We start from the raw sequence: 21,366 nt of genomic DNA on the forward strand, positions 1-21,366 counted from the left end.
GAAACTTCTTAATCTGGTGAAATTAGCGCTGGTATTGATTCACGGCGCGGTTATGGTCGGGCAAGTTGGCCGAGAACTGGCTGGTGCCGTCGCCGCGAGCGACGAAATACAGCGCTTGCGTGCGGGCCGGCGCCAGCGCCGCCGTCAGCGATTGCGCGCCAGCCAGGGCGATCGGCGTGGGCGGCAAGCCGCCGCGCGTGTAGGTATTGTACGGGGTGTCCGCTTCCAGGTCGCGTTTGCGGATCTTGCCCTGGTAATTGTCGCCCATGCCATAGATCACGGTCGGGTCCGTCTGCAGCAGCATGCCCGTCTTCAGGCGGTTGACGAACACGCCAGCGATCATGGCGCGCTCGGACTTTTGCCCCGTTTCCTTTTCCACGATGGAAGCCATGATCAGCGCTTCGTACGGGTTTTTATATGGCAAGGCCGGATCGCGCTTGTCCCACGCTTCGGACAGGCGGCCGATCATGGCCGTGTGCGCTTGCCTGAAAATCTGCATTTCGCTGGCGCCCTTGGCGAACAGATACGTGTCCGGGAAGAACAGGCCTTCCGGCAGCACATATTCGGGGCTGATCTTCGCCATCAGTTCCTTGTCGGACAGGCCCACGGTATCGTGCTTGAGTCCCGGGTGATTCGCCATGGCCAGGCGCATCTGTTTGAACGTCCAGCCTTCGATGATGGTCAGCGACTCTTGCGCGAACTCGCCGCGCGCCAGCTGCGTGATCAGACGCTGCGGCGTCGTGCCCGGTTTCAACTCGTAGGAACCGGCCTTGATCTTCGAGGTCTTGCCTTCGATGCGCGCCAGCATGTTGAACAGGATGGGCACGATGGGCACGCCCGCGTCCGCGATCTGCTGGCCGGCCGCATGCGCGCCGCTGCCCGGGCTGATCGTAAACGGGATCGCTTCGCCGTCCGTGGTGATGGGCTGCTGCGCCCAGTACACAAAAGTACCGCCCACGCCGATGGCGGCGATGACTGAACTGACTACAAGTTTTTTAAAGAAAGCCATTGTTCCGATTCTTGTGATGCGCCCGCTGGCGGGCAGCGCGCGCTTGTTATGATCGTTCATTTGTGAAGCAAGTGCGCGCAAAGCGGCGTCAACACTGGCAATCTTGCCGCTGCCGACGCAATTTGCGCGACATCACTATAATGAACCCGTAATGATAATGCTTAATCGCTGATCTAATGGAAATTATGAATAACTGGAATCAATTTTTAACCGCTCAAGGCGCCCGCCCCGTTGCCGCCGATGGCGCGCCTGACGGCACCGCAAACTCCCCTGTCGCCGATTTCGGCCAGTCCCTGACAGTGCCCCAGCTGCAAGAAGGTTTTGTCGCGGCCATCACGGACCAGGGCTTGATCGGCTTGAACGGCGACGATGCAGCCAGTTTCCTGCACGGCCAGCTGACCAACGACGTGGAACACCTGAACCAGGAGCAAGTGCGCCTGGCCGGCTACTGCACGCCGAAAGGCCGCTTGCTGGCCAGTTTCCTGATGTGGCGCAACGCCACCACCATTTATCTGCAATTGCCGCGCGCCATACAGCCGGCCATTCAGAAGCGGCTGCAGATGTTCGTGCTGCGCGCCAAGGCCAAGCTGCACGATGCGTCCTTTGATGAAACGAACCAGATCGTCCTGGGCCTCGGCGGCCAAAGGGCCAGCGCGGCCCTGTCCGCCTGGTTCCCGGCGCTGCCCGCCACGCCGTTCAGCAAGGTCGAGCATGCGCTGGGCACCCTGCTGCGCGTGGCCGATGCGTTCGGCAGCGCCCGCTATGAATGGCTGACGTCCGCCGCCACGGCGCAGGACGTGTGGCAGCAGCTGGCCGAAACTCTCGCCAAGGGCGGCAATGACGCCTGGCAATTGTCCGAGATCCATGCGGGCATCCCGCAGATCACGGCCGCCACGCAAGAGCAGTTCGTGCCGCAGATGGTCAACTTCGAGCTGCTGGGCGGCGTCAATTTCAAGAAAGGCTGCTATCCGGGCCAGGAAATCGTCGCGCGCAGCCAGTATCTGGGCAAGCTCAAACGCCGCACCACCCTCGTCAGCATCGCCGATCCCTCGGTAGTGGCCGGCGGCGAACTGTTCGCCGTCAGCGACCCCGAGCAACCGTGCGGCATGGTCGTCAACGCCGCGCCGAACGGCGTGGGCGGCATCGACGCCCTCGTTGAAATGAAGCTGGGGGCGATCGAAGAAGGTTCAAGCGCCGCCGGCGCCGTGCGCTACGGCTCGGCCCAGGGCGCTGCCGTGCAATTCCTGCCCATGCCTTACGTGCTCGACGCACTCGACTTGTGAGAATGCCATGAAAGATCTGTACGTTTACTATCAGGTAAAAGAAGAGCATGCCCAGGCGCTGGAAGCCCGGGTCCGCGCCATGCAGGCGAAACTGGCGGCCGCGTCCGGCGTGGCGCCGCAACTGAAGCGCCGTCCGGAAGCCAAGGATGGCTTGCAGACGTGGATGGAGATCTACCCTGTCGTCGGTGAAGGTTTTACGGAGCTGCTGGCCGGCGCATCCGACGAAGCGGGCTTGCTGTCGTTGACGGCTGGCGCGCGCCATACGGAAGTGTTCATGGATTTGCCTCCATGTGCCTGATCGTTTTTGCCTGGAAAGTCAATCCGCACATCCCGCTGATTGCCGCCGCCAACCGCGACGAATTCTATGAACGCGCCAGCGCCCCCGCCGGCGCCTGGCCCGAACACCCGCAAGTGTATGCGGGCCGCGACCTGCAGGCGGGCGGCAGCTGGATGGGCATCACCCAGGCCGGCGGCGGCAGCTCGCGTTTTGCAGCCATCACGAATATCCGCAGCCCGCAAGACCGCAACCCGGACGCCCCCTCGCGCGGTGCCCTCGTGGCCGACTATTTGGCCGGCAATATGTCGCCGCAAGACTACATCGCGCAAATCCGCCCCGGCAGCGGTGCCTACAACGGTTTCAATCTGGTGCTCGGTGACGCCGATACCCTGATCTGGTTTTCCAACCGCGGCGATGGCGATGCGCGCAATGGCCAGCCATTGGAACCGGGCATCTACGGCCTGTCGAACGCCCTGCTCGACGCGCCGTGGCCGAAGGTCCTGAAGACCAAGGCCCAGTTCGCCAGCCTGCTGTGCCAGGGCGCGCCCGATGAAGCGTATTTCGACATGCTGGCCGACACCACGCGCGCGCCCGACTTCCGCTTGCCGGACACGGGCGTGCCGCTCGACCTCGAGCGCGTGCTGTCCGCTGTCTGCATCGAAACGCCGGGCTACGGCACGCGCACGTCCACCGTCGTGAAACTGTTCCCGGACTCTCCCGGCGAACTGCATGAGCTGGTGATTCAATAACGCCACCTTGCCATCTTTATGAGGCGTAGGTCGGGGTAGGTCGGGTTAGCGCGCAAGCGCGTAACCCGACACCACCACCACACTCAACCGGCATCACGGTCCCCAACGTCGGATTACGCGCCCCTGCGGCGCGCCAATCCGACCTACGCTCGCGTCCCGACTCGCATCAAAAAACCTCTATCCATCCGCACGCACAAAAAAGAAAGCGCTTGCGCAAGCGCTTTCTTTTGTTTACGATAGATTCAAACGCGGCGACACAGCCGTACTCAATCGCAGCACACAATAATAATAAAACCATCAGGAGACACCATGGCCACCATGGAAGATGTAGCGCGGGCGGCGGACGTATCGCTGTCGACCGTCTCGCACGTACTCAACGGCACCCGCAAGGTCAGCCCGAAAACCGTCGCCGCCGTCAACGCGGCCATGCAGCAGATCGGCTATGTGCCGAACATGCTGGCGCGCGCCCTCGCCGGCTCCTCGTCGGGCACCATCGGCGTGGCCATTTCCGCCTTCACCAATCATTACTTCAGCGAAACCGTGCGCGCCATCGAGGCCGCCTGCACGCGCCACGGTCTGATGATGCTGTTTTCCGATACGCATGACGATCCCGAGCAGGAACTCAAAGTGGTGCAGAACTTGCACCAGCGCCGGGTCGACGGCATCGTGCTGGCGCCATCGGGCGACACGCACCACCGCACGCTCGACTATTTGACCAGCAACAAGATCGCTTCCGTGCTGGTCGACCGCATGTCGGCGCAACCGTTCGACCAGGTGGGCGTGGAAAACATCGAGGCGACGGCCGAACTGGTCAGCCACCTGATCACCGTCCACGGCCACCGCCGCATCGGGTTCATCGCGGGCGCGCCCGGCCTGTCCACGACGGACGAGCGTATCGATGGCTACCGCCTGGCCTTGCAGCGCGCCAATATCGTTTTCGATCCAGAGCTGCTGCGCTCGGGCGACTCCAACCTCGAGCGCAGCGGCGCGGCCACGCGCGAATTGCTGGCCCTGCCCGCCGGACAGCGTCCCACGGCCATCGTTGCCGGCAATAACCTGATGACCATCGGCACCATGCACGCCTTGCGCGACGCGCACATTGCGGTACCGCAAGACGTGTCCCTGGCAGGCTTCGATGATTTCGACTGGGCCGATTACTTCAGCCCCCGTCTAACCGTGATGGCGCAGCCGCTCGAAGAGCTGGGCGCCATGGCCGTCGACCTGTTGATCGACCGTATCGCCAATCCGGGCCGCGCCCGGCACGTGCAGCGCTTGTCGCCGACCCTGCGCGTGCGCAATTCCTGCGGCTGCCCCTGACCTTTTACAGCAGACCAATATGCATCCAGCGATTTCCCTCGGTATCGATCTCGGTACTTCCGAACTGAAAACCGTGCTGATGGACAGCATGGGCACGGTATGCGGCCAGGCTTCCGTGCGCATCGATACCAGCCGCCCGCAGCCGGGCTGGTCCGAACAAGCGCCGCAGGACTGGTGGGCCGCCTGCGTCAACGCGCTGGGCCAGCTGCGCGCCGGCTGGCCGCAGGAATATGCGCAGATCGCCTGCATCGGCCTGTCGGGCCAGATGCATGGCGCCGTACTGCTCGACAGCAACGACAACGTGATCCGTCCCGCCATCCTGTGGAACGATGCGCGCGCCGAAGCCGAAGCGGCCAGTCTGGCGCGCGACTATCCCGCCTATGCGGACGTGACGGGCAGCCTGCCCATGGCAGGCCTGACGGCACCGAAACTGCTGTGGCTGCAAACGCACGAGCCTGACGCTTTCAATGCCATCGCCTGCCTGCTGTCGCCCAAGGATTATCTGCGCCTGCAGTTGACGGGCAACAAGGTCACCGACATGTCCGACGCGGCCGGTACCCTGTGGCTGGACGAGGCCAAGCGCGCCTGGTTTGCCCCCATGCTGGCCGCCTGCGGCCTGGCGCCGGAACAGATGCCGGCCTTGGCCGAAGGCGATGCGGCCACGGGCACGGTGCTGGCCGCCGTGACAGACAAGCTGGGCTTGCCTTCGGACGTGGTGGTGGCAGCCGGCGGCGGTGACAATCCTGTCTCGGCCGTGGGCATTGGCGCCGTCAATGGCGGCGACAGTTTTATATCACTGGGCACCAGCGCCGCCATCGTTTCCGTCACCGAAGCGCCTTTGGGCAACCCGGCCGGCGGCGTGCACAGCTTTTGCCACGCCCTGCCCGGCCGCTGGTATGCGATGGGCGCGATCCTGTCGGGCGCCAGCTGCCTGCGCTGGGCGACCGGCGTGCTGGGCCAGCCCGACGAGGCAGCCCTGCTGGCCCTCGTGGAAAGCGCCCTGCCGCTGGACAGCGCCATCGCGCCGTCCGCGCCCCTGTTCCTGCCCTACCTGTCGGGCGAGCGCACGCCGCACAACGACCCGCAAGTGCGCGGCGCTTTCCTGCAGCTGGGCCACGACAGCACGCCGGCGCAGCTCGGCTATGCCGTGCTCGAAGGCGTGGCCTTTGCCTTGCGCGACGCCATGGCGGCCGTCACGTCGACGGGCGCCGTCGTTCCCCACTGCATGCTGGTGGGCGGCGGCGCGCGCAGCCAGTACTGGGCGCAGTTGCTGGCCAATGTGCTGGGCCGCGAGATGCGCACACTGCACAACAGCGAACTGTCGGCCAGCCTGGGCGCGGCCAAGCTGGGCTTTGCCGCCATCGGCCAGCGCCAGTTGCTGGCCACCAGCTTGCCCATCAAAAACACTTTCCTGCCCGATGCCGCGCATAGCGCAGCCTTGAGCATCCGCTACGCTCGCTACCGTAGCCTGTTTCCCGCCGTGCAAGCCTTGCACCAACTCAGTGATAAGGAATAGTAATGAATCAGCTGCAACAACTAAAACAGTACAGCACCGTCGTCGCCGACACGGGCGACTTCCTGCAACTGGCGCGCTTCGCGCCGCAGGACGCGACCACCAACCCGTCGCTGATTTTAAAAGCCGTGCTGCAGCCCGATTACGCGCCTTTGCTGGAAAGCACGGTCGCTGCGCACAAGCATGCATCGCTGGACGATATCGTCGACCAGGTGCTGGTGCGCTTCGGCCTGGAAATCCTGAAAGTGGTGCCGGGCCGCGTGTCGACGGAAGTCGATGCCCGTTTGAGCTTTGACCGCGACGCCACCGTGGCCCGCGGGCGCCGCCTGATCGCCCTGTATGAAGCGGCTGGCATCAGCCGCGAGCGCGTGCTGATCAAGGTCGCCGCCACCTGGGAAGGCATCCAGGCGGCGCGCGAGCTGGAAAAAGACGGCATCTTTTGCAACCTGACCCTGCTGTTCGCGTTTTGCCAGGCCGTCGCCTGCGCCGACGCGAAAGTGCGCCTGATTTCGCCATTCGTGGGCCGCATCTACGACTGGCACAAGAAATCGATGGGCGCGGCATGGGACGAAGTGGCGCGCAGCCTGTCCAACGATCCGGGTGTACAGTCGGTCACGCGCATCTTCAATTACTACAAACAACATGGCATCGCCACACAAGTGATGGGCGCCAGCTTCCGCAACGTGGGGCAGATCACGGCCCTGTCCGGCTGCGACTTGCTGACCATCAGCCCGGACTTGCTGGCGAAACTCGAAGCATCCGACGTGCCATTCGAGCGCGCCCTGGGCGCCGACCTGGGCGCGGCGCAGCCGGCCGTCACGTATGACGAGGCGTCTTTCCGCTACGCCTTGAACGACGACGCGATGGCGACCGAAAAGCTGGCTGAAGGCATCCGCGGCTTTGCCGTCGACGCGGGCAAGCTGGACGCCATGATCGAGAAATTACGCAATCAATAAGTTTCACCCGTAGCACCGTTTGTTTTTCACAATAAAAACCCTTGGAGATCCTCATGAAAAAAGTCATTACCGCCTCCCTGCTGTTGTCCGCCGCCTGTGGCGCTTTCGCCGCTGACAAACCGCTGAAATCCATCGGCGTGAGCGTGGGCGACCTGGCCAACCCGTTTTTTGTCGCCATCGGCCGCGGCGCGGAAGAAAGCGCGAAAAAACTGGGCGGCCCTGGCGTGAAAGTCACCACGGTGTCCAGCAAGTATGACCTGAACACCCAGGTGGACCAGATTGAAAACTTTATTGCCAACAAGACCGACATCATCATCCTGAACGCCGTCGATTCCAAGGGCATCGCCCCAGCCATCAAGAAAGCGCGCAATGCGGGCGTGGTCGTGATCGCCGTCGACGTGGGTGCCGTGGGCGCGTCGGCCACCGTGATGTCCGACAACACCATGGCTGGCGACGTGTCGTGCGCCTACCTGGCCAAGCAGATCGGCGGCAAGGGCAATGTCGTGATCCTGAACGGCCCGCCGGTCACGTCCGTGATCGACCGCGTCAACGGCTGCAAGAAAACCCTGGCCGCGTTCAAGGATATCAAGATCCTGTCCGACAACCAGAACGCGGGCGGCAGCCGCGACGGCGGCATGACCGTGATGTCGAACCTGCTGACGGCCTATCCGAAGATCGACGGCGTGTTCGCCATCAACGATCCTACCGGTATCGGCGCCGAACTGGCGATCAAGCAAGCGAAGCGCACGGACGTCAAACTGATCACGGCCGTCGATGGCGCGCCCGATGGCCAGAACGCCCTGAAAAACAAGGCTGGTCTGTTTGCCGCCACCTCGGCGCAAAACCCGTACCGCATGGCCACCGACGCCGTGCAAATGGGCTACGACATCATGAATGGCCGCACGCCAAAACAAACGATGGTGCTGTTGCCGACCCCGGCCATCACCAAGGAAAACGTCGCCACCTACACGGGCTGGGTAAAGAACTGATCTGCCTGACCTGAACCACGTGTTGCCCGCCCCGGCCCCGGGCCAAGGGCGGGCAACAGTTTCAAAAGCAAGGAAGGACAGTCATGAGCGACAATATTATTTTTGAAATGCGCGGCATCGAGAAGCGCTTTGGCGCCACGCGCGCGCTGCGCGGCGTGCACCTGACGGTGCGCAGCGGCGAAATCCATGCCGTGATGGGCGAAAATGGCGCCGGCAAGAGCACCCTGATGAAAATCCTCTCGGGCGTGTACACGCCGGACGCTGGCGAGATCATTCTCGACGGCAAGCCGATCCGCATCCGCAACCCGGGCGAGGCACGCGCGCTCGGCATCAACCTGATCTACCAGGAACTGAGCGTGGCCAAGAACATGACGGTGGCGCAGAACGTCTTCATGGGCAGCGAGCCGAAAGGACCGTTCTGGACCGTCAAGGGCGGCGAAATGCGCGCGCGCACGAACGCCATCCTGGCCGACCTCGGTTCCCGCTTCGACGCCGACACCATGGTCTCGACGCTGTCGATCGCCGAGCAGCAGCAGGTGGAAATCGCCCGCGCCCTCGTGCACAAAAGCCGCATCCTGATCATGGACGAGCCCACTGCCGCCCTGTCCGACCGGGAAACAGAACAATTATTCCGCATCATCGAAGAGCAGCGCGACAAGGGCCTGGCCGTGCTGTACATCAGCCACCGCATGGCCGAGGTGGAGCGCCTGGCGCGCCGCATCACGGTGCTGCGCGACGGCGCCTATGTGGGCGAGCTGGGCAAGGATGAACTCGATCAAAAGAAAGTCGTGCAAATGATGGTGGGCCGCCCCGCCGACGACTTTTATTCGCACCAGCGGCGCACCACGCGCGGCGCCGAACGCTTGCGCGTGGAAAACGTGGGCGGTGGCAAGGTCAAGCCTGCCTCGTTCACCCTGCATGCGGGCGAAGTGACGGGTCTTGCCGGCCTCGTCGGCGCGGGCCGCACGGAACTGGCGCGCCTGATCTTTGGCGCGGACAAGAAGCAAACGGGGCAAGTGTGGCTCGACGGCCAGGAAGTGCACATCCACCGGCCGCTGGCAGCCATCCGCCACGGCATCGGCTACCTGCCCGAAGACCGCAAGAGCCTGGGCCTGTTCATGCAATTGTCGGCCATGGAAAACATGTCGATGAATATCCTGTCCAAGCATGCGACGGCGGGCGTCGTCAACCGTGGCGCCCTGACTCAGCTCACGCGCGAGGCGATTGCCAACCTCAACGTGAAAGTGTCGGGACCGGACGGCATCGTCGGCGGCCTGTCCGGCGGCAACCAGCAGAAAGTCTTGCTGGCGCGCTGGCTGGCCATCGCGCCGAAAGTGCTGATCCTCGACGAACCGACGCGCGGCGTGGACGTGGGCGCGAAGAGCGAAATCTACAAGATCATCCACCAGCTGGCGGACGCGGGCACGGCCGTGCTGTGCATTTCCAGCGAACTGGCCGAGCTGGTCGGCATTTGCGACCGCGTGATGGTGATGTGCGAAGGACGCATGACGGGCGAAGTCACGGGCGACGATATCACGCAGGAAAAAATCCTTGCCTACGCTACCCATCTGGAAGCGGCATAAAAATACGCATTAGCATAATTATTCAGGAGAAAGACCATGACAACGAGTACCACCAGCGGCGCCGCGCGCGCCGGCGAACCCTTCAATGCCTCGAACCTGATGCGCCGCCTGGGCATGCTGCCCGTGCTGGTGGTGCTGTACCTGGCCATGTATGGCCTGACCGTGTATTTCTCGGCCGACGGCACGTCGACGTTCATGACCAGCAATAACACCATGAACATCTTCCGCCAGGTGTCGATCAACATCGTGCTGGCATCCGGCATGACTTTCGTCATTCTGACCAGTGGCATCGATCTGTCCGTCGGTTCCGTGCTGGCCGTCTCGGCCGTGGCGGGCATGCTGATGTCGCTGTCGGCCCAGTTCGCCGGCTTTTCGATTCCCACCTTCCTCATCGTCGGCCTGCTGCTGGGCGCGCTGAACGGCGTGCTGGTCGCTCTCGTCGGCCTGAACCCCTTCGTCGTGACTTTGGGCACCATGACGGCCCTGCGCGGCGCCGCCTACCTGCTGGCCGACGGCACCAGCGTGCTGAACACGGAAATCCCTAGCTTTGAATGGATGGGCAACGGCAGCTTCCTGGCCGTGCCCTGGCTGATCTGGCTGGCGGCCGCCGTGGTGCTGCTGACGTGGTTCATCCTGCGCAAAACGACACTGGGCCTGCATATCTACGCCGTCGGCGGCAATATCCAGGCAGCGCGTTTGACCGGCATCAAGGTCGGCCTCGTCCTGATGTTTGTCTACACGATCAGCGGCCTGTTCGCCGGCCTGGGCGGCGCCATGTCGGCCAGCCGTCTGTATGCGGCCAACGGCAACTGGGGTACGGGCTATGAGCTCGACGCCATCGCGGCCGTCGTGCTCGGCGGCACCAGCCTGATGGGCGGCGTGGGCTCCGTCTGGGGCACCGTCATCGGCGCCCTGATCATTGGCGTGATGAACAATGGCTTGACGATTTTGGGACTGTCGTCGTTCTGGCAGTATGTGGCCAAGGGTGTCGTGATCGTGCTGGCGGTGATCCTCGACAAATGGCGCCAGTCGCACGCGCAGAACTGATTGTGACGTGGTGCGTCGGGTTACGCGCTTTGCGCTAACCCGACCTACCATTGACGTAACAGGCAGGCGTAGGTCGGATTAGCGCTACGCGCGTAATCCGACAACACCCGAAACACTGCTTAAAACTCCAGCCGCATCTCCACATGCGCAATCCCCGCCTCTTCAAATTGTTCCCCCTGCTGCACGAAACCGTGGCGCGCATAGAATGGCGCGGCCACGGTTTGCGCATTCAAGACCACCGCTGCATCGCCGCGCTCGCGGGCTTTGTCCATCAGCAAGGTCAAAATGGCGCCACCTACGCCCGTGCCGCGGCCCGGCTGGCGCACGGCCATGCGGCCGATGTGGCCGTCTGGCAATAGCCGGCCCGTGCCGATGGCATTGCCGGCATCGTCATAGGCAACGGCATGCAGGCAGACGGCATCCATGTCGTCGAGTTCGATCTCGGCCGGCACTTTCTGTTCATCGACGAAGACTTCAAAACGGATGGCGGTAGCGTCAGGGCCCAGGGTGGCCCAGTCGCCGAGGCGGATGGTGTGCTTGGTCATGGGTGTACGGTAATAAGAAACAGGCCGCAATTGTCGCACGGCCTGCCACACCTTGGCAGCCGGTGCGGCTCAAGCGTTCGATTTCAGGTAACGTCCAGGTGTTTCACCGAGTATTTTGCGAAACATGACGACAAAATTGCTCGCGTTCTCGTAGCCCAAGCCCTCTGCGACATGCTGGACCGTGGCGCCCCTGGCCATCCATTGCAAGGCGAGCAGGATATGCAGTTGCCTGCGCCAGCGTCCGAAACTCATGCCGGTTTCCCGGGACACGAGGCGTGACAGCGTGCGCGCACTGATGCCCATCCGCTGCGCCCATGATTCGATGTTGCCGGGATCGGACGGACGCGCCATGATCCACTCGACCAGTTTGCGTAGCCGCTTGTCTGTCGTCAGGGGAAGATGAACCTGGCCGGGCTGCGCCAGCGCCATTTCGTCGAGAAGCAGTGTCATCACTCGTGACGCCATGCCGCCCTCTTCATAGCGCATCGGCAATGCCGCTGAACGGATCACCAATTCACGCAGCAGTGGCGTGGTCGACAAGGTGCAGCATTCCCGCGGCAAGGCGTCGCCCACCGCAGGGTCGACATACACCACGTAACAATCGACCGTGCCGGCCCCATCCATTCGATGTTGTGTGCCGCCGGGGACCCAAATGGCGCTTCCTGGCGGCACCAGCCAGAAGCCGCCGTCCACCTCGCAGGTGAGCACGCCGCGCATCCAGAGCAGGAACTGGCCTTTTCGATGCTGATGGAAATCCCTCTCCTTGCGGCTATCCATCTCGCGGCCAACGGCGCCAAGCGTGACCACCGGCCTTGGCACGCAGTCGGGGTCTTCCCAGTCGCTGGACGAGTCGTCGCTGAAAACAGGCATCGGGCACCTTTCAAGGGTCAGAATCAGTGGCAAGAATTCAATATAACATGGCCTGTTGGCTCATTGTGACCAACACGTGGCGCGCCTAACATAGGCGCTGACATCACAACCACGAAAGCTGTCATATGGAACAAACGAAGAAAATCCTGATCTGCGGCGGCGGCATCGCCGGCCCTGCGTGTGCCTGGTGGCTGACCAGGTACGGCTACTCCGTGGTGCTCGTCGAAAAGGCCGGCGCGCTCAGGGTCGGCGGGCAGAACGTCGATGTGAAGGACGCCGCGCAGCAGGTCATCAAGCGCATGGGTTTGACGGAACAGGTCGAGGCACGCGACACGCTGGAATGCGGACAGAAGTGGCTCGACGCGGCCGGCAAGGTGGTGGCTGTTTTTCCCAAAGGTAGTATCGGCGGACTGACCTGCGATTTCGAAATCCTGCGCGGCGATTTCGCCCGTATTTTGTTCGATGCGACCCGCGGCACCTGCGAATACCGTTTTGGCACGTCCGTCAGCCGCGTTGAAGAGATTGAAAATGGTGTGCGGGCAACCTTTTCCAATGGTACGGCAGAGGACTTCGCGCTGGTGATCTGCGCCGACGGCGTGAGCTCGCCGACCAGAGACCTGGCGCTGGCCGCTGAAACGCGCATGCGTTACCTCGGCGCCTACATGGCGTTTTTCAACATTCCCCGGCGGCCGGAAGACGACTTCTGGGCCTGCTCCGTCAACGGCATAGGCGGTACGATGATCAACCTGCGGCCAGGTGGCTTGACGGAAACTACCGTGCTGATGACCTTTCCAGCCGCTGAGCCTGGTGTGCGGAGTCCGACGGCGCCATCGCCGCGCGAGATGCTGCGCACGGCACTGGCAGGCCGGGGCAAGGTGGCCGATCGTATCATCGCCGAGCTGGATACCGTCCAGGACTTCTACTTCGGACCGATGAGCCAGGTGCAAGCATCGACCTGGTCAAAAGGCCGGCTGGTCTTGCTGGGCGATGCGGCGCACTGCCCGACGCCATTCACGGGCAAGGGCACGGCGCTGGCGCTGGTGGGAGCCTACGTGCTGGCAGGGGAAATCAAGAGGTGCGCGACCCACACCGAGGCTTTCCAGGCATATGAACGCATCCTGCGCCCGTATGCCGAGCGTACGCAGCAGGAGCTCAGCCCTCGTCTCATCCGGCTCATGCACGTGCGGACGCGGCTCGGCATAGCCATCGCGCATCTGTTGCAACGGTGCGTCGGCAGCGCATTGATCCAGTCGCTGTTGCAAGCGAACGCCAAGACCAGGGCGCGCAGGATCGACGAGGATTTCACGCTGCCGATCTATTGAAAGCATTGCTGTGCTACCGGGCGCGGCCGGGCAAGGAACTGGCGGCGCGCTCGGTCATTTCAAAACAGCCCGCTTACAACTTCACCAGCTGCTTGCCGAAGTTGCGCCCTTTTAAGAGGCCGATGAACGCTTCCGGCGCGCTGGCCAGGCCATCGGCCACGGATTCGCGGAATTTCAGCTTGCCCGTCGCCACCAGGGAACCCAGTTCCGCCAGTCCCTGCGGCCAGAATTCCGGCTGCTCGGAAACGATAAAGCCGCGCACGGTGAGGCGGTTGGTGAGGATCAGGCGGGCATTGTCGAGCGGCGTCGGTTCGCCGTTGTAGCCGGCGATCCAGCCGCACACGGCCACGCGGCCAAACGCATTGGTACGCGCCAGCGCCGCATCGAAGATGGCGCCGCCCACGTTTTCAAAGATGGCGTCGATGCCGTCCGGCGTCGCCGCAGCCAAATCGGCCTCGAGATTGCCCGCCTTGTAGTCGACGCAGGCATCGAAACCCAGTTCCTCGACAACATAGCGGCATTTCTCCGCCCCGCCCGCGATGCCGACGACCCGGCAGCCTTTCAATTTCGCCAGTTGGCCCACGACGCTGCCCACGGCGCCGCTGGCGGCCGACACGACCACCGTTTCGCCCGCCTTCGGCGCCATGATCTGGTTCAAGCCATACCAGGCCGTCATGCCCGGCATGCCGACGGAACCGAGGTAAGCCGAAGCAGGAATGTGCGTCGTATCGACCTTGCGCAGCATCGTGCCGTCCGATACAGCCACTTCCGTCCAGCCCAGGGTACCCACGACCATGTCGCCCACGGCGAACTTCGGATGCTTCGACTCAAGCACCACGCCCACCGTGCCGCCGATCATCGTTTCATCAAGCGCCTGCGGTGCCGCATAGCTTTTATTGGCACTCATGCGCCCGCGCATGTAAGGGTCGAGCGACAGGTACTGGTTACGCACCAGCAACTGGCCATCCGTGATGGCGGGCATCTCTTTCGTTTCCAGGCGAAAATGTGCCGGGTTGACTTCCTCATTGGAGGAGGGGCGCGAGGCGAGGACGATGCGTTGGTAGGTGGTCATGGTGCTCCTTGACGATAGAGAAGATCAGCGGAAGGCTGGGGTCAGACCCGCCGGGTCTGACCCCGGGTGTCTGTTGCGTAACGACTAAATCTCGTAATCCATGCATTGCCGCGCTTCACGCACCGCCCCAAAGAACGGCTTGATTTTCACGTGCTCGGGATGGTTCTGGTAAGCATCGAGCGCTTCGCGGCTGGCGAACTCGCTGTACAGGACGATGTCGTAGGTCGCTTCCAGGCCCGGCTGGGCCACGGCGGCTTCGAATTTCAAGATGCCGGGCACCAGGCCGGAGCAGGAATCGAGCAGAGCCTTGAGTTTCAAGGCGTTCGTGGCGCGGTCGGCGCCTTCGGCGTGGTCTTTGAGTTTCCAGAAAACGATGTGCTTGATCATGGTGGCAGGCTGCTTGTTTATTAATGAAGCATTACTGTAACCGCTATCGGCGTGCTTTGCAGGAACCGGGCGCGCAATGCAAACGGGCGGCTCTGGAAGCCGCCCGCAGACCGGGTTCACGCAAACATCACAGCACTTCGAACAGCCCGGCCGCGCCCTGTCCGCCGCCGATGCACATGGTCACCACCACGTATTTGACGCCGCGGCGCTTGCCTTCGATCAAGGCGTGGCCCGTCAGGCGGGCACCCGACACGCCGTACGGGTGACCGACGGCGATCGCGCCGCCATTGACGTTCAGGCGGTCCATGGGGATGCCCAGGGTGTCGGCGCAATACAGCACTTGTACGGCAAACGCTTCGTTGAGTTCCCACAGGCCGATGTCGGCGACAGTCAAGCCCGCCTTTTTCAGCAATTTCGGAATTGCGTAGACGGGGCCGATGCCCATCTCATCGGGTTCGCAGCCGGCCACGGCAAAGCCGCGGAAGACGCCCAGCGGCTGCAAGCCTTTCGCTTCGGCCACTTTCGCATTCATGACGATGGCCATCGAAGCACCATCGGAAAACTGGCTGGCATTGCCGGCGCTGATGACGCCGCCAGGAATGGCCGGGCGGATCTTCGCCACGCCGTCATACGTCGTGTCGGCGCGGATGCCTTCATCGGCGGCAATCGTCACTTCGCGCGACACGAGCATGCCGCTGGCCTTGTCGGCCACGCCCATGATGGTGGTCATCGGCACGATTTCCGCGTCGAACCGGCCGGCGGCCAGGGCACTTGCTGCGCGCTGCTGGCTTTGCGCGCCGTAGGCATCCTGGCGCTCGCGCGAAATCTGGTAACGCTTGGCCACGGTTTCGGCCGTCTGCAGCATGGGCCAGTACAGTTCCGGCTTGTGCTGCTGTAGCCAGACTTCGCGGTACATATGCGTATTCATTTCGTTTTGCACGCAGGAAATCGACTCCACGCCGCCCGCCGCATAGATATCGCCTTCGCCGGCGATGATACGCTGCGCGGCCAGGGCGATGGCCTGCAAGCCCGACGAGCAGAAACGGTTGACGGTCATGCCGGCCGTCGTCACGGGGCAGCCGCCGCGCAAGGCCACCTGGCGCGCGATATTGCCGCCTGTGGCGCCTTCCGGAAAGGCGCAGCCGACCAGCACGTCCTCCACTTCCTCCGCCTCGATGCGCGCGCGCTCGACGGCGGCCGCCAGCACGTGGCCGCCCAGGGTGGCGCCATGCGTCATGTTGAACGCGCCTTTCCAGGACTTGGCCAGGCCCGTGCGGGCGGTCGATACGATGACGGCTTCATTCATGCTGTGTCTCCTTGTAGGGATATTATTGGGTGGGATATCTGCGGAATGAGAATAGCACATTTAAGTACGGTCGTTCGCAAAGTTCTGCCGGACTTCGATTTGTAAGCTTGGTGTAAGTTTCAAGCAAGCATGACGTAAGGTTCGGAGAACACACTCGCCTCCAGCTGTTGCAAGAATGGTCAAAAAGACCGCGGCACCAGTTCACTATAAAACATAGGGAGACAAACCATGGCATCACCATCCGGCTCGGCCGACGTACGGAAAACTTCGACCAAGGGAACGCCGATTACGCCCGAGGAACGCAAGGTCATCTTTGCGTCCTCGCTCGGCACCGTTTTTGAATGGTACGATTTTTATCTGTACGGTTCGCTCGCTTCCATCATCGCCAAGCAATTCTTCATCGGCGACCCCACCACCACCTTCATTTTCGCGCTGCTGGCCTTCGCAGCCGGCTTCATCGTGCGTCCGTTCGGCGCGCTGGTCTTCGGCCGTCTGGGCGACATGATCGGCCGCAAGTACACCTTCCTGATCACCATTCTGATCATGGGCGGCTCCACCTTCATCGTCGGCTTGCTGCCGGGCCACGCGTCCATCGGCATCGCCGCGCCGATCATCCTCGTCTTCCTGCGCATCCTGCAAGGCCTGGCGCTGGGCGGCGAATATGGCGGCGCAGCCACCTATGTGGCCGAGCACGCGCCTGAAGGCAAGCGCGGCGCGTTCACGGCGTGGATACAAACGACGGCCACTTTGGGCTTCTTCCTGTCGCTGATGGTCATCCTGGGCACCCGCCTGGCGACCGGTGAGAAAGATTTCGAAGCGTGGGGCTGGCGCATTCCCTTCCTCGTCTCCGTCATCCTGCTCGGTATTTCCGTGTGGATCCGCCTGGCCATGAATGAATCGCCGGCGTTTTCCAAGATGAAGGCCGAGGGCAAGACCTCGAAAGCCCCGCTGACGGAAGCGTTCGGCCAGTGGAAAAACCTGAAGATCGTCATCCTGGCCCTGATCGGCCTGACCGCCGGCCAGGCTGTCGTCTGGTACACGGGCCAGTTCTACGCCCTGTTCTTCATGATCCAGACCCTGAAAGTGGACCTGGCAACGGCCAACGTGCTCGTCGCCATCGCCCTGCTGCTGGCCACGCCGTTCTTCCTGTTCTTCGGCAGCCTGTCCGACCGCATCGGCCGCAAGTACATCATCCTCGGCGGCTGCCTGATCGCCGCGGCCACCTACTTCCCGATCTTCAACGGCCTGACCCACTTCGCCAACCCGCAGCTGGAAGCGGCTCTGAAGAACTCGCCAGTGGTGGTCGTGGCCGATCCCGCTTCCTGCCACTTCCAGTTCAACATGACGGGCACGAAGAAATTCCCATCGTCGTGCGACATCGCCACCGGCTTCCTGTCGAACAGCTCGGTGAACTACACGAAGGAAGACGCACCGGCCGGCAGCATCGCCAAGGTACGCATCGGTACGAAGGAATTCACGTCGTTTAACGCCGTCATGACGCCGGACGGCCTGAACTTCGATGCGGACAGCAAGGCCAAAGAAGTGGCGCTGAAGAAAGAACTGGGCGCCGGCATCAAGGAAGCGGGCTACCCTGCGAAAGCCGATCCGGACCAGATCAACAAGCCAATGGTCGTCTTGCTGCTGTTCATCCTGGTGCTGTACGTGACCATGGTGTACGGCCCGATCGCCGCCATGCTGGTGGAAATGTTCCCGACGCGTATCCGTTACACCTCGATGTCCCTGCCCTACCATATCGGTAACGGCTGGTTCGGCGGCTTGCTGCCGACCACAGCCTTCGCGCTGGTGGCTTTCAAGGGCGATATCTATTACGGCCTGTGGTATCCGATCGTCGTCGCCCTGGCGACTGTCGTGATCGGCACCCTGTTCGTCAAGGAAACGAAGGACAACAATATCTACGCCGACGACTGATACGGCGCAAGCCCCGGCCGCAAGGCCGGGGCCCGCAAAGCAAAACGCCGCTGACTGGTCAGCGGCGTTTTTTTATTATACGGTGGCAAGCTTATTTGTCGCTCTTGCCCTTTTTCAGCTGGTCGCGCTGCTGCACGTATTCCTGGTAGCTGGTCTGGTTGCGCTTGCGGCAGGCATTGCGGTCGTCGAAATTATTGAGGCTGTTGCAGTACTCGCCGATCTTGTCCCGGTTCGCGTCATACAGTACTTCGCAGCCGGTCATCGCCAGCAAGAAGGGAACGATCAGATATTTCATTGCTACTCTCATGGATAGGGACGGGATTGCGCGAAAAAACACCAGATTGCCCGCTGGATAAGCAAGCAGCTTTATCTTAACGCGATCCCAGCGGAAAGTACAAGCGCTCGGTATTACTAAATGGAAAGGATTCCCGGCGCAACGAGCTGACCGGCGCTGGCATCCTCGTTCAACAGCGGATTGCCGGCCGCGAACGCCGCCAGGTGCTCAAGCAGCACGCGCACGCGGGCCGGCAGGTAGCGCCGCTGCGTCCACACGGCGTACACGTGACGCGGCTGCGGCATCCAGTCGGGCAGGACGCGCACGAGGCTGCCGCTGGCCACTTCGTCGCGGCATTGCAGCAGTGGACACAGCAGGATGCCGATGCCCGCGTCGGCCATCTCCACGGCCAGGCGCATTTCATTGACGCGCAGGCGCGCCTGCGGTTCGATCACCATTTCGGCGCCGTCGCCGGGCCGGCGCAAGCGCCAGCTGCGCAGCGGCTCGGCCACGATCAGCTCGTGCTTTTCCAGTTCCTGCAAGTCGCGCGGCACACCGGCGCGCGCCAGGTAGGCTGGCGCGGCCACCATCACCAGCGAAGCGCTGCCCAGCCGGCGCTGCATCAGCGAGGAATCGTCGAGCGCGCCCACGCGGATGGCCAGGTCGGCGCCGCTGCCCACCAGGTCTTGCAGCAGGTTCGACAGTTCCAGCTCCAGGCGGATGTCCGGGTACTTCTGCATGAAGCTGACCCAGGCCGGCGTCAGCAAGCCGCTGGCGAAGTTGACGGGCGCCAAGACGCGGATGCTGCCCGAGACGGCCGACAGGCTGGCGTCGAGCTGCTGCGTCGCCTGCCGCAAGGCGTGTACCAAGGGACGGCATTGCTCATAGTATTGCCAGCCTTCCGCCGTCGGCTGCAGGCGGCGCGCGCTGCGGTTGAGCAAGCGGTAGCCGAGCTGGCTTTCCAGTTTTTGCAGCCGGCGCGTGACGGTAGCGGCGGGCAAGTCTTCCTTGACGGCCGCCGCATGCAGGCTGCCCGCCTCGACAATGGAGACAAACAAGGCTAAATCATCAAGCATGATTGCATTTTCGGAATTTGAAATTAAAAATATGGCTCTAGTATAGATTGCTGCAAGTCGTTACGCTCCCATATCTTCACACTTTGAAAGTGCTCCATGTCCGAAGCCCTGCGTTTGCGCTGTGTATTTGCCTTCCTGATGTCGCTGCTCATGACCCTGCTGATGAGCGCCTGGGTCACCTGGCTCAATATCGGCCTGCAGGCGGATTTCCTGCCCCGCTGGCGCCATGCCTTCTTTGCCGCCTGGCCCGTGGCCTTCTGCGCCGTGATGCTGTTCGCCCCCCGCGTGCAGCTGATGAGCCGCAACATCGTGGCCCGGCTCGCCAGCCGCGCTTGACCGGCAGTCGTCCGCCGGTAGTACCACTCGGTCACTCCCGCCCACGGCCGCCCTGATCCGGGCTATGCTATGGCCGTCTTCTTTACCGCGGAGTGCCCATGCTCGATCACGTTTCCCTCACCGTCAGCGACCTGGAACGCGCCGAGCGCTTCTATGACGCCGTCTTTGCCGCGCTGGACGTGCCCAAGGTGGGCAGCGACCATGCCAACGCCTGGATAGGCTATGGCGAGCGCAGCGACGCGCAGCATCCTGAACGCAGCTACTTTTCCGTGCGACTGGGCCCGCAGCCCGACGACGCGCCGCGCCGCCATTGCTGCTTCAAGGCTTCCTCGCGCGCGGCCGTGGAAGCGTTCTGGCAGGCGGGGCTGGCGCACGGTGGCATCGACCTGGGCGCACCGGGCCTGCGCCACTATCACGCCAGTTATTACGCGGCCTTTTTGTTCGATCCGGACGGCAACCGCATCGAAGCCGTCTGCCATCGCGCCGACGCCAGCTGACAGGACGGGAAATCCGGCTCTGTTCGGCATTTCCACTTCGGGACGATTTGCCTATAATGGCTGGCACGCCATACCGGTCCGTGAACAAAGAAGGAGATTCATGCATCATCTATTCGTCGGCCGCCCCGCGCGCACCATGCTCCTCTCCAGCGCCGGCTTGCTGCTGGCAGGCTGTTTTTCCGGCTGTTCCCTGTTGCCATCGTCACCCGTCACGCCAGGCGTGCCCGCCACGGCGGCCCTGCCCGACGCCAGCATCGCCTATACCTTGAGCGGCCAGGGCGGCTTGCCCGTGGTCTTCCAGTCGGCCATGGGCGACGGCAAGGATGTGTGGGCCAAGGTCGTGCCCGAAGTGGCCCGGCAGCACCGCGTGCTCGTCTACGACCGCCCCGGCTACGGCGACAGCCAGAAAACCACCACGCCGCGCGATCCCTGCACCATCGCCGCCCAGCAGCGGGCCCTGCTGACGCAAGCGGGCCTGAAGCCGCCGTATGTGCTCGTCGGCCATGGCTTGGGCGGGCTGTACCAATATGTGTATGCCAGACTGTATCCGCAGGACGTGGCCGGCCTCGTCCTGCTCGATCCTACCCACCCGCAGCAGTGGAACCGCCTGCAGACGGACGCGTCCACCTACGCCATGCTCGTCAAAACGCGGCGCAAGCTGATGTTCAACAGTACGGAATCGGCCGAATTCGATGCCCAGACGCAGTGCCTGCAGCACGTCGACATGAGCAGCCCGCTGCGCGTGCCCGCCATGCTGCTGGTGCGCGACAAGTTCGGCATCGAGGAAATGGGTTCGTTCGAGAACGTGGTGCGGGCCCAGGAAAAGGATTGGCAGCGCCTGTCCGGCGCACCCGCCATCGAGCGCATCACGGGCGCCGGCTATTACATCCAGAAAGACAACCCCGTCATCGTCAACGAGGCGGTCAAGATGGTGGCGAAGAAGAAGTAGTGGTGTCGGATTACGCGGCGATTGAACCCCTTGTCGACGCGTAGGTCGGATTAGCGCGGCAAAGCCACGCGTAATCCGAC

The 21,366-nt window shown here is 62.9% G+C and carries 22 protein-coding genes; 14 read left to right on the forward strand and 8 right to left on the reverse strand.

Annotated features, from left to right (window positions below):
* Positions 1 to 22 precede the first annotated feature (22 nt).
* Positions 23 to 1,009, reverse strand: coding sequence for an endolytic transglycosylase MltG (mltG, locus tag OPV09_RS16130; protein WP_034756592.1), 987 nt, complete (start codon positions 1,007 to 1,009; stop codon positions 23 to 25).
* A 176-nt stretch (positions 1,010 to 1,185) separates the two neighbouring features.
* On the opposite strand from mltG, the gene OPV09_RS16135 reads away from it, so the two are divergent.
* The 9 genes from OPV09_RS16135 to OPV09_RS16175 all read left to right on the forward strand — a co-directional run bounded on the left by OPV09_RS16135 (position 1,186) and on the right by OPV09_RS16175 (position 10,723).
* A complete protein-coding gene (locus tag OPV09_RS16135) occupies positions 1,186 to 2,292 on the forward strand; it encodes a folate-binding protein (RefSeq protein WP_338678756.1) in 1,107 nt (368 codons plus the stop codon).
* 7 nt (positions 2,293 to 2,299) lie between these two features.
* Positions 2,300 to 2,590, forward strand: coding sequence for a DUF4936 family protein (locus OPV09_RS16140; protein ID WP_070302473.1), 291 nt, complete (start codon positions 2,300 to 2,302; stop codon positions 2,588 to 2,590).
* Positions 2,581 to 3,318, forward strand: coding sequence for an NRDE family protein (locus OPV09_RS16145; RefSeq protein WP_034756140.1), 738 nt, complete (start codon positions 2,581 to 2,583; stop codon positions 3,316 to 3,318). The genes OPV09_RS16140 and OPV09_RS16145 overlap by 10 nt, the downstream gene beginning before the upstream one ends.
* Before the next feature lie 309 nt (positions 3,319 to 3,627).
* Positions 3,628 to 4,635, forward strand: coding sequence for a LacI family DNA-binding transcriptional regulator (locus tag OPV09_RS16150; protein WP_338678757.1), 1,008 nt, complete (start codon positions 3,628 to 3,630; stop codon positions 4,633 to 4,635).
* A 31-nt stretch (positions 4,636 to 4,666) separates the two neighbouring features.
* Entirely contained in the window at positions 4,667 to 6,151 is a 1,485-nt protein-coding gene (gene xylB / locus OPV09_RS16155; RefSeq protein ID WP_425324055.1) for a xylulokinase, read from the forward strand.
* 2 nt (positions 6,152 to 6,153) lie between these two features.
* On the forward strand, positions 6,154 to 7,104 hold the full coding sequence (gene tal / locus OPV09_RS16160) for a transaldolase (protein WP_338678759.1): 951 nt from the start codon (positions 6,154 to 6,156) through the stop codon (positions 7,102 to 7,104).
* 53 nt (positions 7,105 to 7,157) lie between these two features.
* Positions 7,158 to 8,093, forward strand: a complete 936-nt coding sequence (locus tag OPV09_RS16165; RefSeq protein ID WP_161781521.1) for an ABC transporter substrate-binding protein — start codon at positions 7,158 to 7,160, stop codon at positions 8,091 to 8,093.
* An 83-nt stretch (positions 8,094 to 8,176) separates the two neighbouring features.
* Positions 8,177 to 9,676 (forward strand): sugar ABC transporter ATP-binding protein, encoded by a 1,500-nt coding sequence (locus OPV09_RS16170; protein WP_338678760.1) that lies wholly within the window; start codon positions 8,177 to 8,179, stop codon positions 9,674 to 9,676.
* Between the two features lie 36 nt (positions 9,677 to 9,712).
* Complete coding sequence (locus tag OPV09_RS16175) at positions 9,713 to 10,723, forward strand: ABC transporter permease subunit (RefSeq protein WP_034756126.1); 1,011 nt, start codon at positions 9,713 to 9,715, stop codon at positions 10,721 to 10,723.
* 119 nt (positions 10,724 to 10,842) lie between these two features.
* On the opposite strand, the gene OPV09_RS16180 is transcribed toward OPV09_RS16175, so the two are convergent.
* Positions 10,843 to 11,268, reverse strand: coding sequence for a GNAT family N-acetyltransferase (locus OPV09_RS16180; RefSeq protein WP_331776538.1), 426 nt, complete (start codon positions 11,266 to 11,268; stop codon positions 10,843 to 10,845).
* A 69-nt stretch (positions 11,269 to 11,337) separates the two neighbouring features.
* Positions 11,338 to 12,138, reverse strand: coding sequence for a helix-turn-helix transcriptional regulator (locus OPV09_RS16185; RefSeq protein WP_338678761.1), 801 nt, complete (start codon positions 12,136 to 12,138; stop codon positions 11,338 to 11,340).
* A 125-nt stretch (positions 12,139 to 12,263) separates the two neighbouring features.
* Between OPV09_RS16185 and OPV09_RS16190 the strand changes: the two genes are divergently transcribed.
* Positions 12,264 to 13,460 (forward strand): FAD-dependent monooxygenase, encoded by a 1,197-nt coding sequence (locus OPV09_RS16190; protein ID WP_338678762.1) that lies wholly within the window; start codon positions 12,264 to 12,266, stop codon positions 13,458 to 13,460.
* Positions 13,461 to 13,533: 73 nt separating this feature from the next.
* Here OPV09_RS16190 and OPV09_RS16195 read toward each other — a convergent pair whose 3' ends face one another.
* The 3 genes from OPV09_RS16195 to OPV09_RS16205 all read right to left on the reverse strand — a co-directional run bounded on the left by OPV09_RS16195 (position 13,534) and on the right by OPV09_RS16205 (position 16,225).
* Positions 13,534 to 14,532, reverse strand: a complete 999-nt coding sequence (locus OPV09_RS16195; RefSeq protein ID WP_338678763.1) for an NADP-dependent oxidoreductase — start codon at positions 14,530 to 14,532, stop codon at positions 13,534 to 13,536.
* A gap of 84 nt (positions 14,533 to 14,616) precedes the next feature.
* Entirely contained in the window at positions 14,617 to 14,919 is a 303-nt protein-coding gene (locus OPV09_RS16200; RefSeq protein WP_070302488.1) for a Dabb family protein, read from the reverse strand.
* Between the two features lie 127 nt (positions 14,920 to 15,046).
* Positions 15,047 to 16,225 (reverse strand): acetyl-CoA C-acyltransferase, encoded by a 1,179-nt coding sequence (locus OPV09_RS16205; RefSeq protein ID WP_338678764.1) that lies wholly within the window; start codon positions 16,223 to 16,225, stop codon positions 15,047 to 15,049.
* 228 nt (positions 16,226 to 16,453) lie between these two features.
* Between OPV09_RS16205 and OPV09_RS16210 the strand changes: the two genes are divergently transcribed.
* Positions 16,454 to 18,154, forward strand: a complete 1,701-nt coding sequence (locus tag OPV09_RS16210) for an MFS transporter (protein ID WP_034756115.1) — start codon at positions 16,454 to 16,456, stop codon at positions 18,152 to 18,154.
* Positions 18,155 to 18,245: 91 nt separating this feature from the next.
* Here the strand turns inward: OPV09_RS16210 and OPV09_RS16215 are convergent, their stop codons facing one another.
* Both OPV09_RS16215 and OPV09_RS16220 read right to left on the reverse strand, forming a co-directional pair.
* On the reverse strand, positions 18,246 to 18,449 hold the full coding sequence (locus tag OPV09_RS16215; RefSeq protein ID WP_070302494.1) for a hypothetical protein: 204 nt from the start codon (positions 18,447 to 18,449) through the stop codon (positions 18,246 to 18,248).
* Between the two features lie 116 nt (positions 18,450 to 18,565).
* On the reverse strand, positions 18,566 to 19,504 hold the full coding sequence (locus tag OPV09_RS16220) for a LysR family transcriptional regulator (RefSeq protein WP_070302496.1): 939 nt from the start codon (positions 19,502 to 19,504) through the stop codon (positions 18,566 to 18,568).
* 96 nt (positions 19,505 to 19,600) lie between these two features.
* Here OPV09_RS16220 and OPV09_RS16225 point away from each other — a divergent pair, with 96 nt between their 5' ends.
* The 3 genes from OPV09_RS16225 (at position 19,601) to OPV09_RS16235 (ending at position 21,286) form a co-directional block, all read left to right on the forward strand.
* Positions 19,601 to 19,840, forward strand: a complete 240-nt coding sequence (locus OPV09_RS16225; protein WP_034756106.1) for a DUF2798 domain-containing protein — start codon at positions 19,601 to 19,603, stop codon at positions 19,838 to 19,840.
* Between the two features lie 98 nt (positions 19,841 to 19,938).
* Positions 19,939 to 20,337, forward strand: a complete 399-nt coding sequence (locus tag OPV09_RS16230) for a VOC family protein (protein ID WP_034756102.1) — start codon at positions 19,939 to 19,941, stop codon at positions 20,335 to 20,337.
* Positions 20,338 to 20,437: 100 nt separating this feature from the next.
* On the forward strand, positions 20,438 to 21,286 hold the full coding sequence (locus OPV09_RS16235) for an alpha/beta hydrolase (RefSeq protein WP_338678765.1): 849 nt from the start codon (positions 20,438 to 20,440) through the stop codon (positions 21,284 to 21,286).
* The last annotated feature ends 80 nt before the right edge of the window (positions 21,287 to 21,366 follow it).

Origin of the sequence: Janthinobacterium sp. TB1-E2 (genome assembly GCF_036885605.1) — a bacterium.
GTDB lineage: Bacteria > Pseudomonadota > Gammaproteobacteria > Burkholderiales > Burkholderiaceae_D > Janthinobacterium > Janthinobacterium aestuarii.

Coding starts and splice junctions, on each gene's coding strand:
- mltG (WP_034756592.1), bottom strand. CDS start 1,009: ATGGCTTTCTTTAAAAAACTTGTAGTCAGTTCAGTCATCGCCGCCATC.
- OPV09_RS16135 (WP_338678756.1), top strand. CDS start 1,186: ATGGAAATTATGAATAACTGGAATCAATTTTTAACCGCTCAAGGCGCC.
- OPV09_RS16140 (WP_070302473.1), top strand. CDS start 2,300: ATGAAAGATCTGTACGTTTACTATCAGGTAAAAGAAGAGCATGCCCAG.
- OPV09_RS16145 (WP_034756140.1), top strand. CDS start 2,581: ATGTGCCTGATCGTTTTTGCCTGGAAAGTCAATCCGCACATCCCGCTG.
- OPV09_RS16150 (WP_338678757.1), top strand. CDS start 3,628: ATGGCCACCATGGAAGATGTAGCGCGGGCGGCGGACGTATCGCTGTCG.
- tal (WP_338678759.1), top strand. CDS start 6,154: ATGAATCAGCTGCAACAACTAAAACAGTACAGCACCGTCGTCGCCGAC.
- OPV09_RS16165 (WP_161781521.1), top strand. CDS start 7,158: ATGAAAAAAGTCATTACCGCCTCCCTGCTGTTGTCCGCCGCCTGTGGC.
- OPV09_RS16170 (WP_338678760.1), top strand. CDS start 8,177: ATGAGCGACAATATTATTTTTGAAATGCGCGGCATCGAGAAGCGCTTT.
- OPV09_RS16175 (WP_034756126.1), top strand. CDS start 9,713: ATGACAACGAGTACCACCAGCGGCGCCGCGCGCGCCGGCGAACCCTTC.
- OPV09_RS16180 (WP_331776538.1), bottom strand. CDS start 11,268: ATGACCAAGCACACCATCCGCCTCGGCGACTGGGCCACCCTGGGCCCT.
- OPV09_RS16185 (WP_338678761.1), bottom strand. CDS start 12,138: ATGCCTGTTTTCAGCGACGACTCGTCCAGCGACTGGGAAGACCCCGAC.
- OPV09_RS16190 (WP_338678762.1), top strand. CDS start 12,264: ATGGAACAAACGAAGAAAATCCTGATCTGCGGCGGCGGCATCGCCGGC.
- OPV09_RS16195 (WP_338678763.1), bottom strand. CDS start 14,532: ATGACCACCTACCAACGCATCGTCCTCGCCTCGCGCCCCTCCTCCAAT.
- OPV09_RS16200 (WP_070302488.1), bottom strand. CDS start 14,919: ATGATCAAGCACATCGTTTTCTGGAAACTCAAAGACCACGCCGAAGGC.
- OPV09_RS16205 (WP_338678764.1), bottom strand. CDS start 16,225: ATGAATGAAGCCGTCATCGTATCGACCGCCCGCACGGGCCTGGCCAAG.
- OPV09_RS16210 (WP_034756115.1), top strand. CDS start 16,454: ATGGCATCACCATCCGGCTCGGCCGACGTACGGAAAACTTCGACCAAG.
- OPV09_RS16215 (WP_070302494.1), bottom strand. CDS start 18,449: ATGAAATATCTGATCGTTCCCTTCTTGCTGGCGATGACCGGCTGCGAA.
- OPV09_RS16220 (WP_070302496.1), bottom strand. CDS start 19,504: ATGCTTGATGATTTAGCCTTGTTTGTCTCCATTGTCGAGGCGGGCAGC.
- OPV09_RS16225 (WP_034756106.1), top strand. CDS start 19,601: ATGTCCGAAGCCCTGCGTTTGCGCTGTGTATTTGCCTTCCTGATGTCG.
- OPV09_RS16230 (WP_034756102.1), top strand. CDS start 19,939: ATGCTCGATCACGTTTCCCTCACCGTCAGCGACCTGGAACGCGCCGAG.
- OPV09_RS16235 (WP_338678765.1), top strand. CDS start 20,438: ATGCATCATCTATTCGTCGGCCGCCCCGCGCGCACCATGCTCCTCTCC.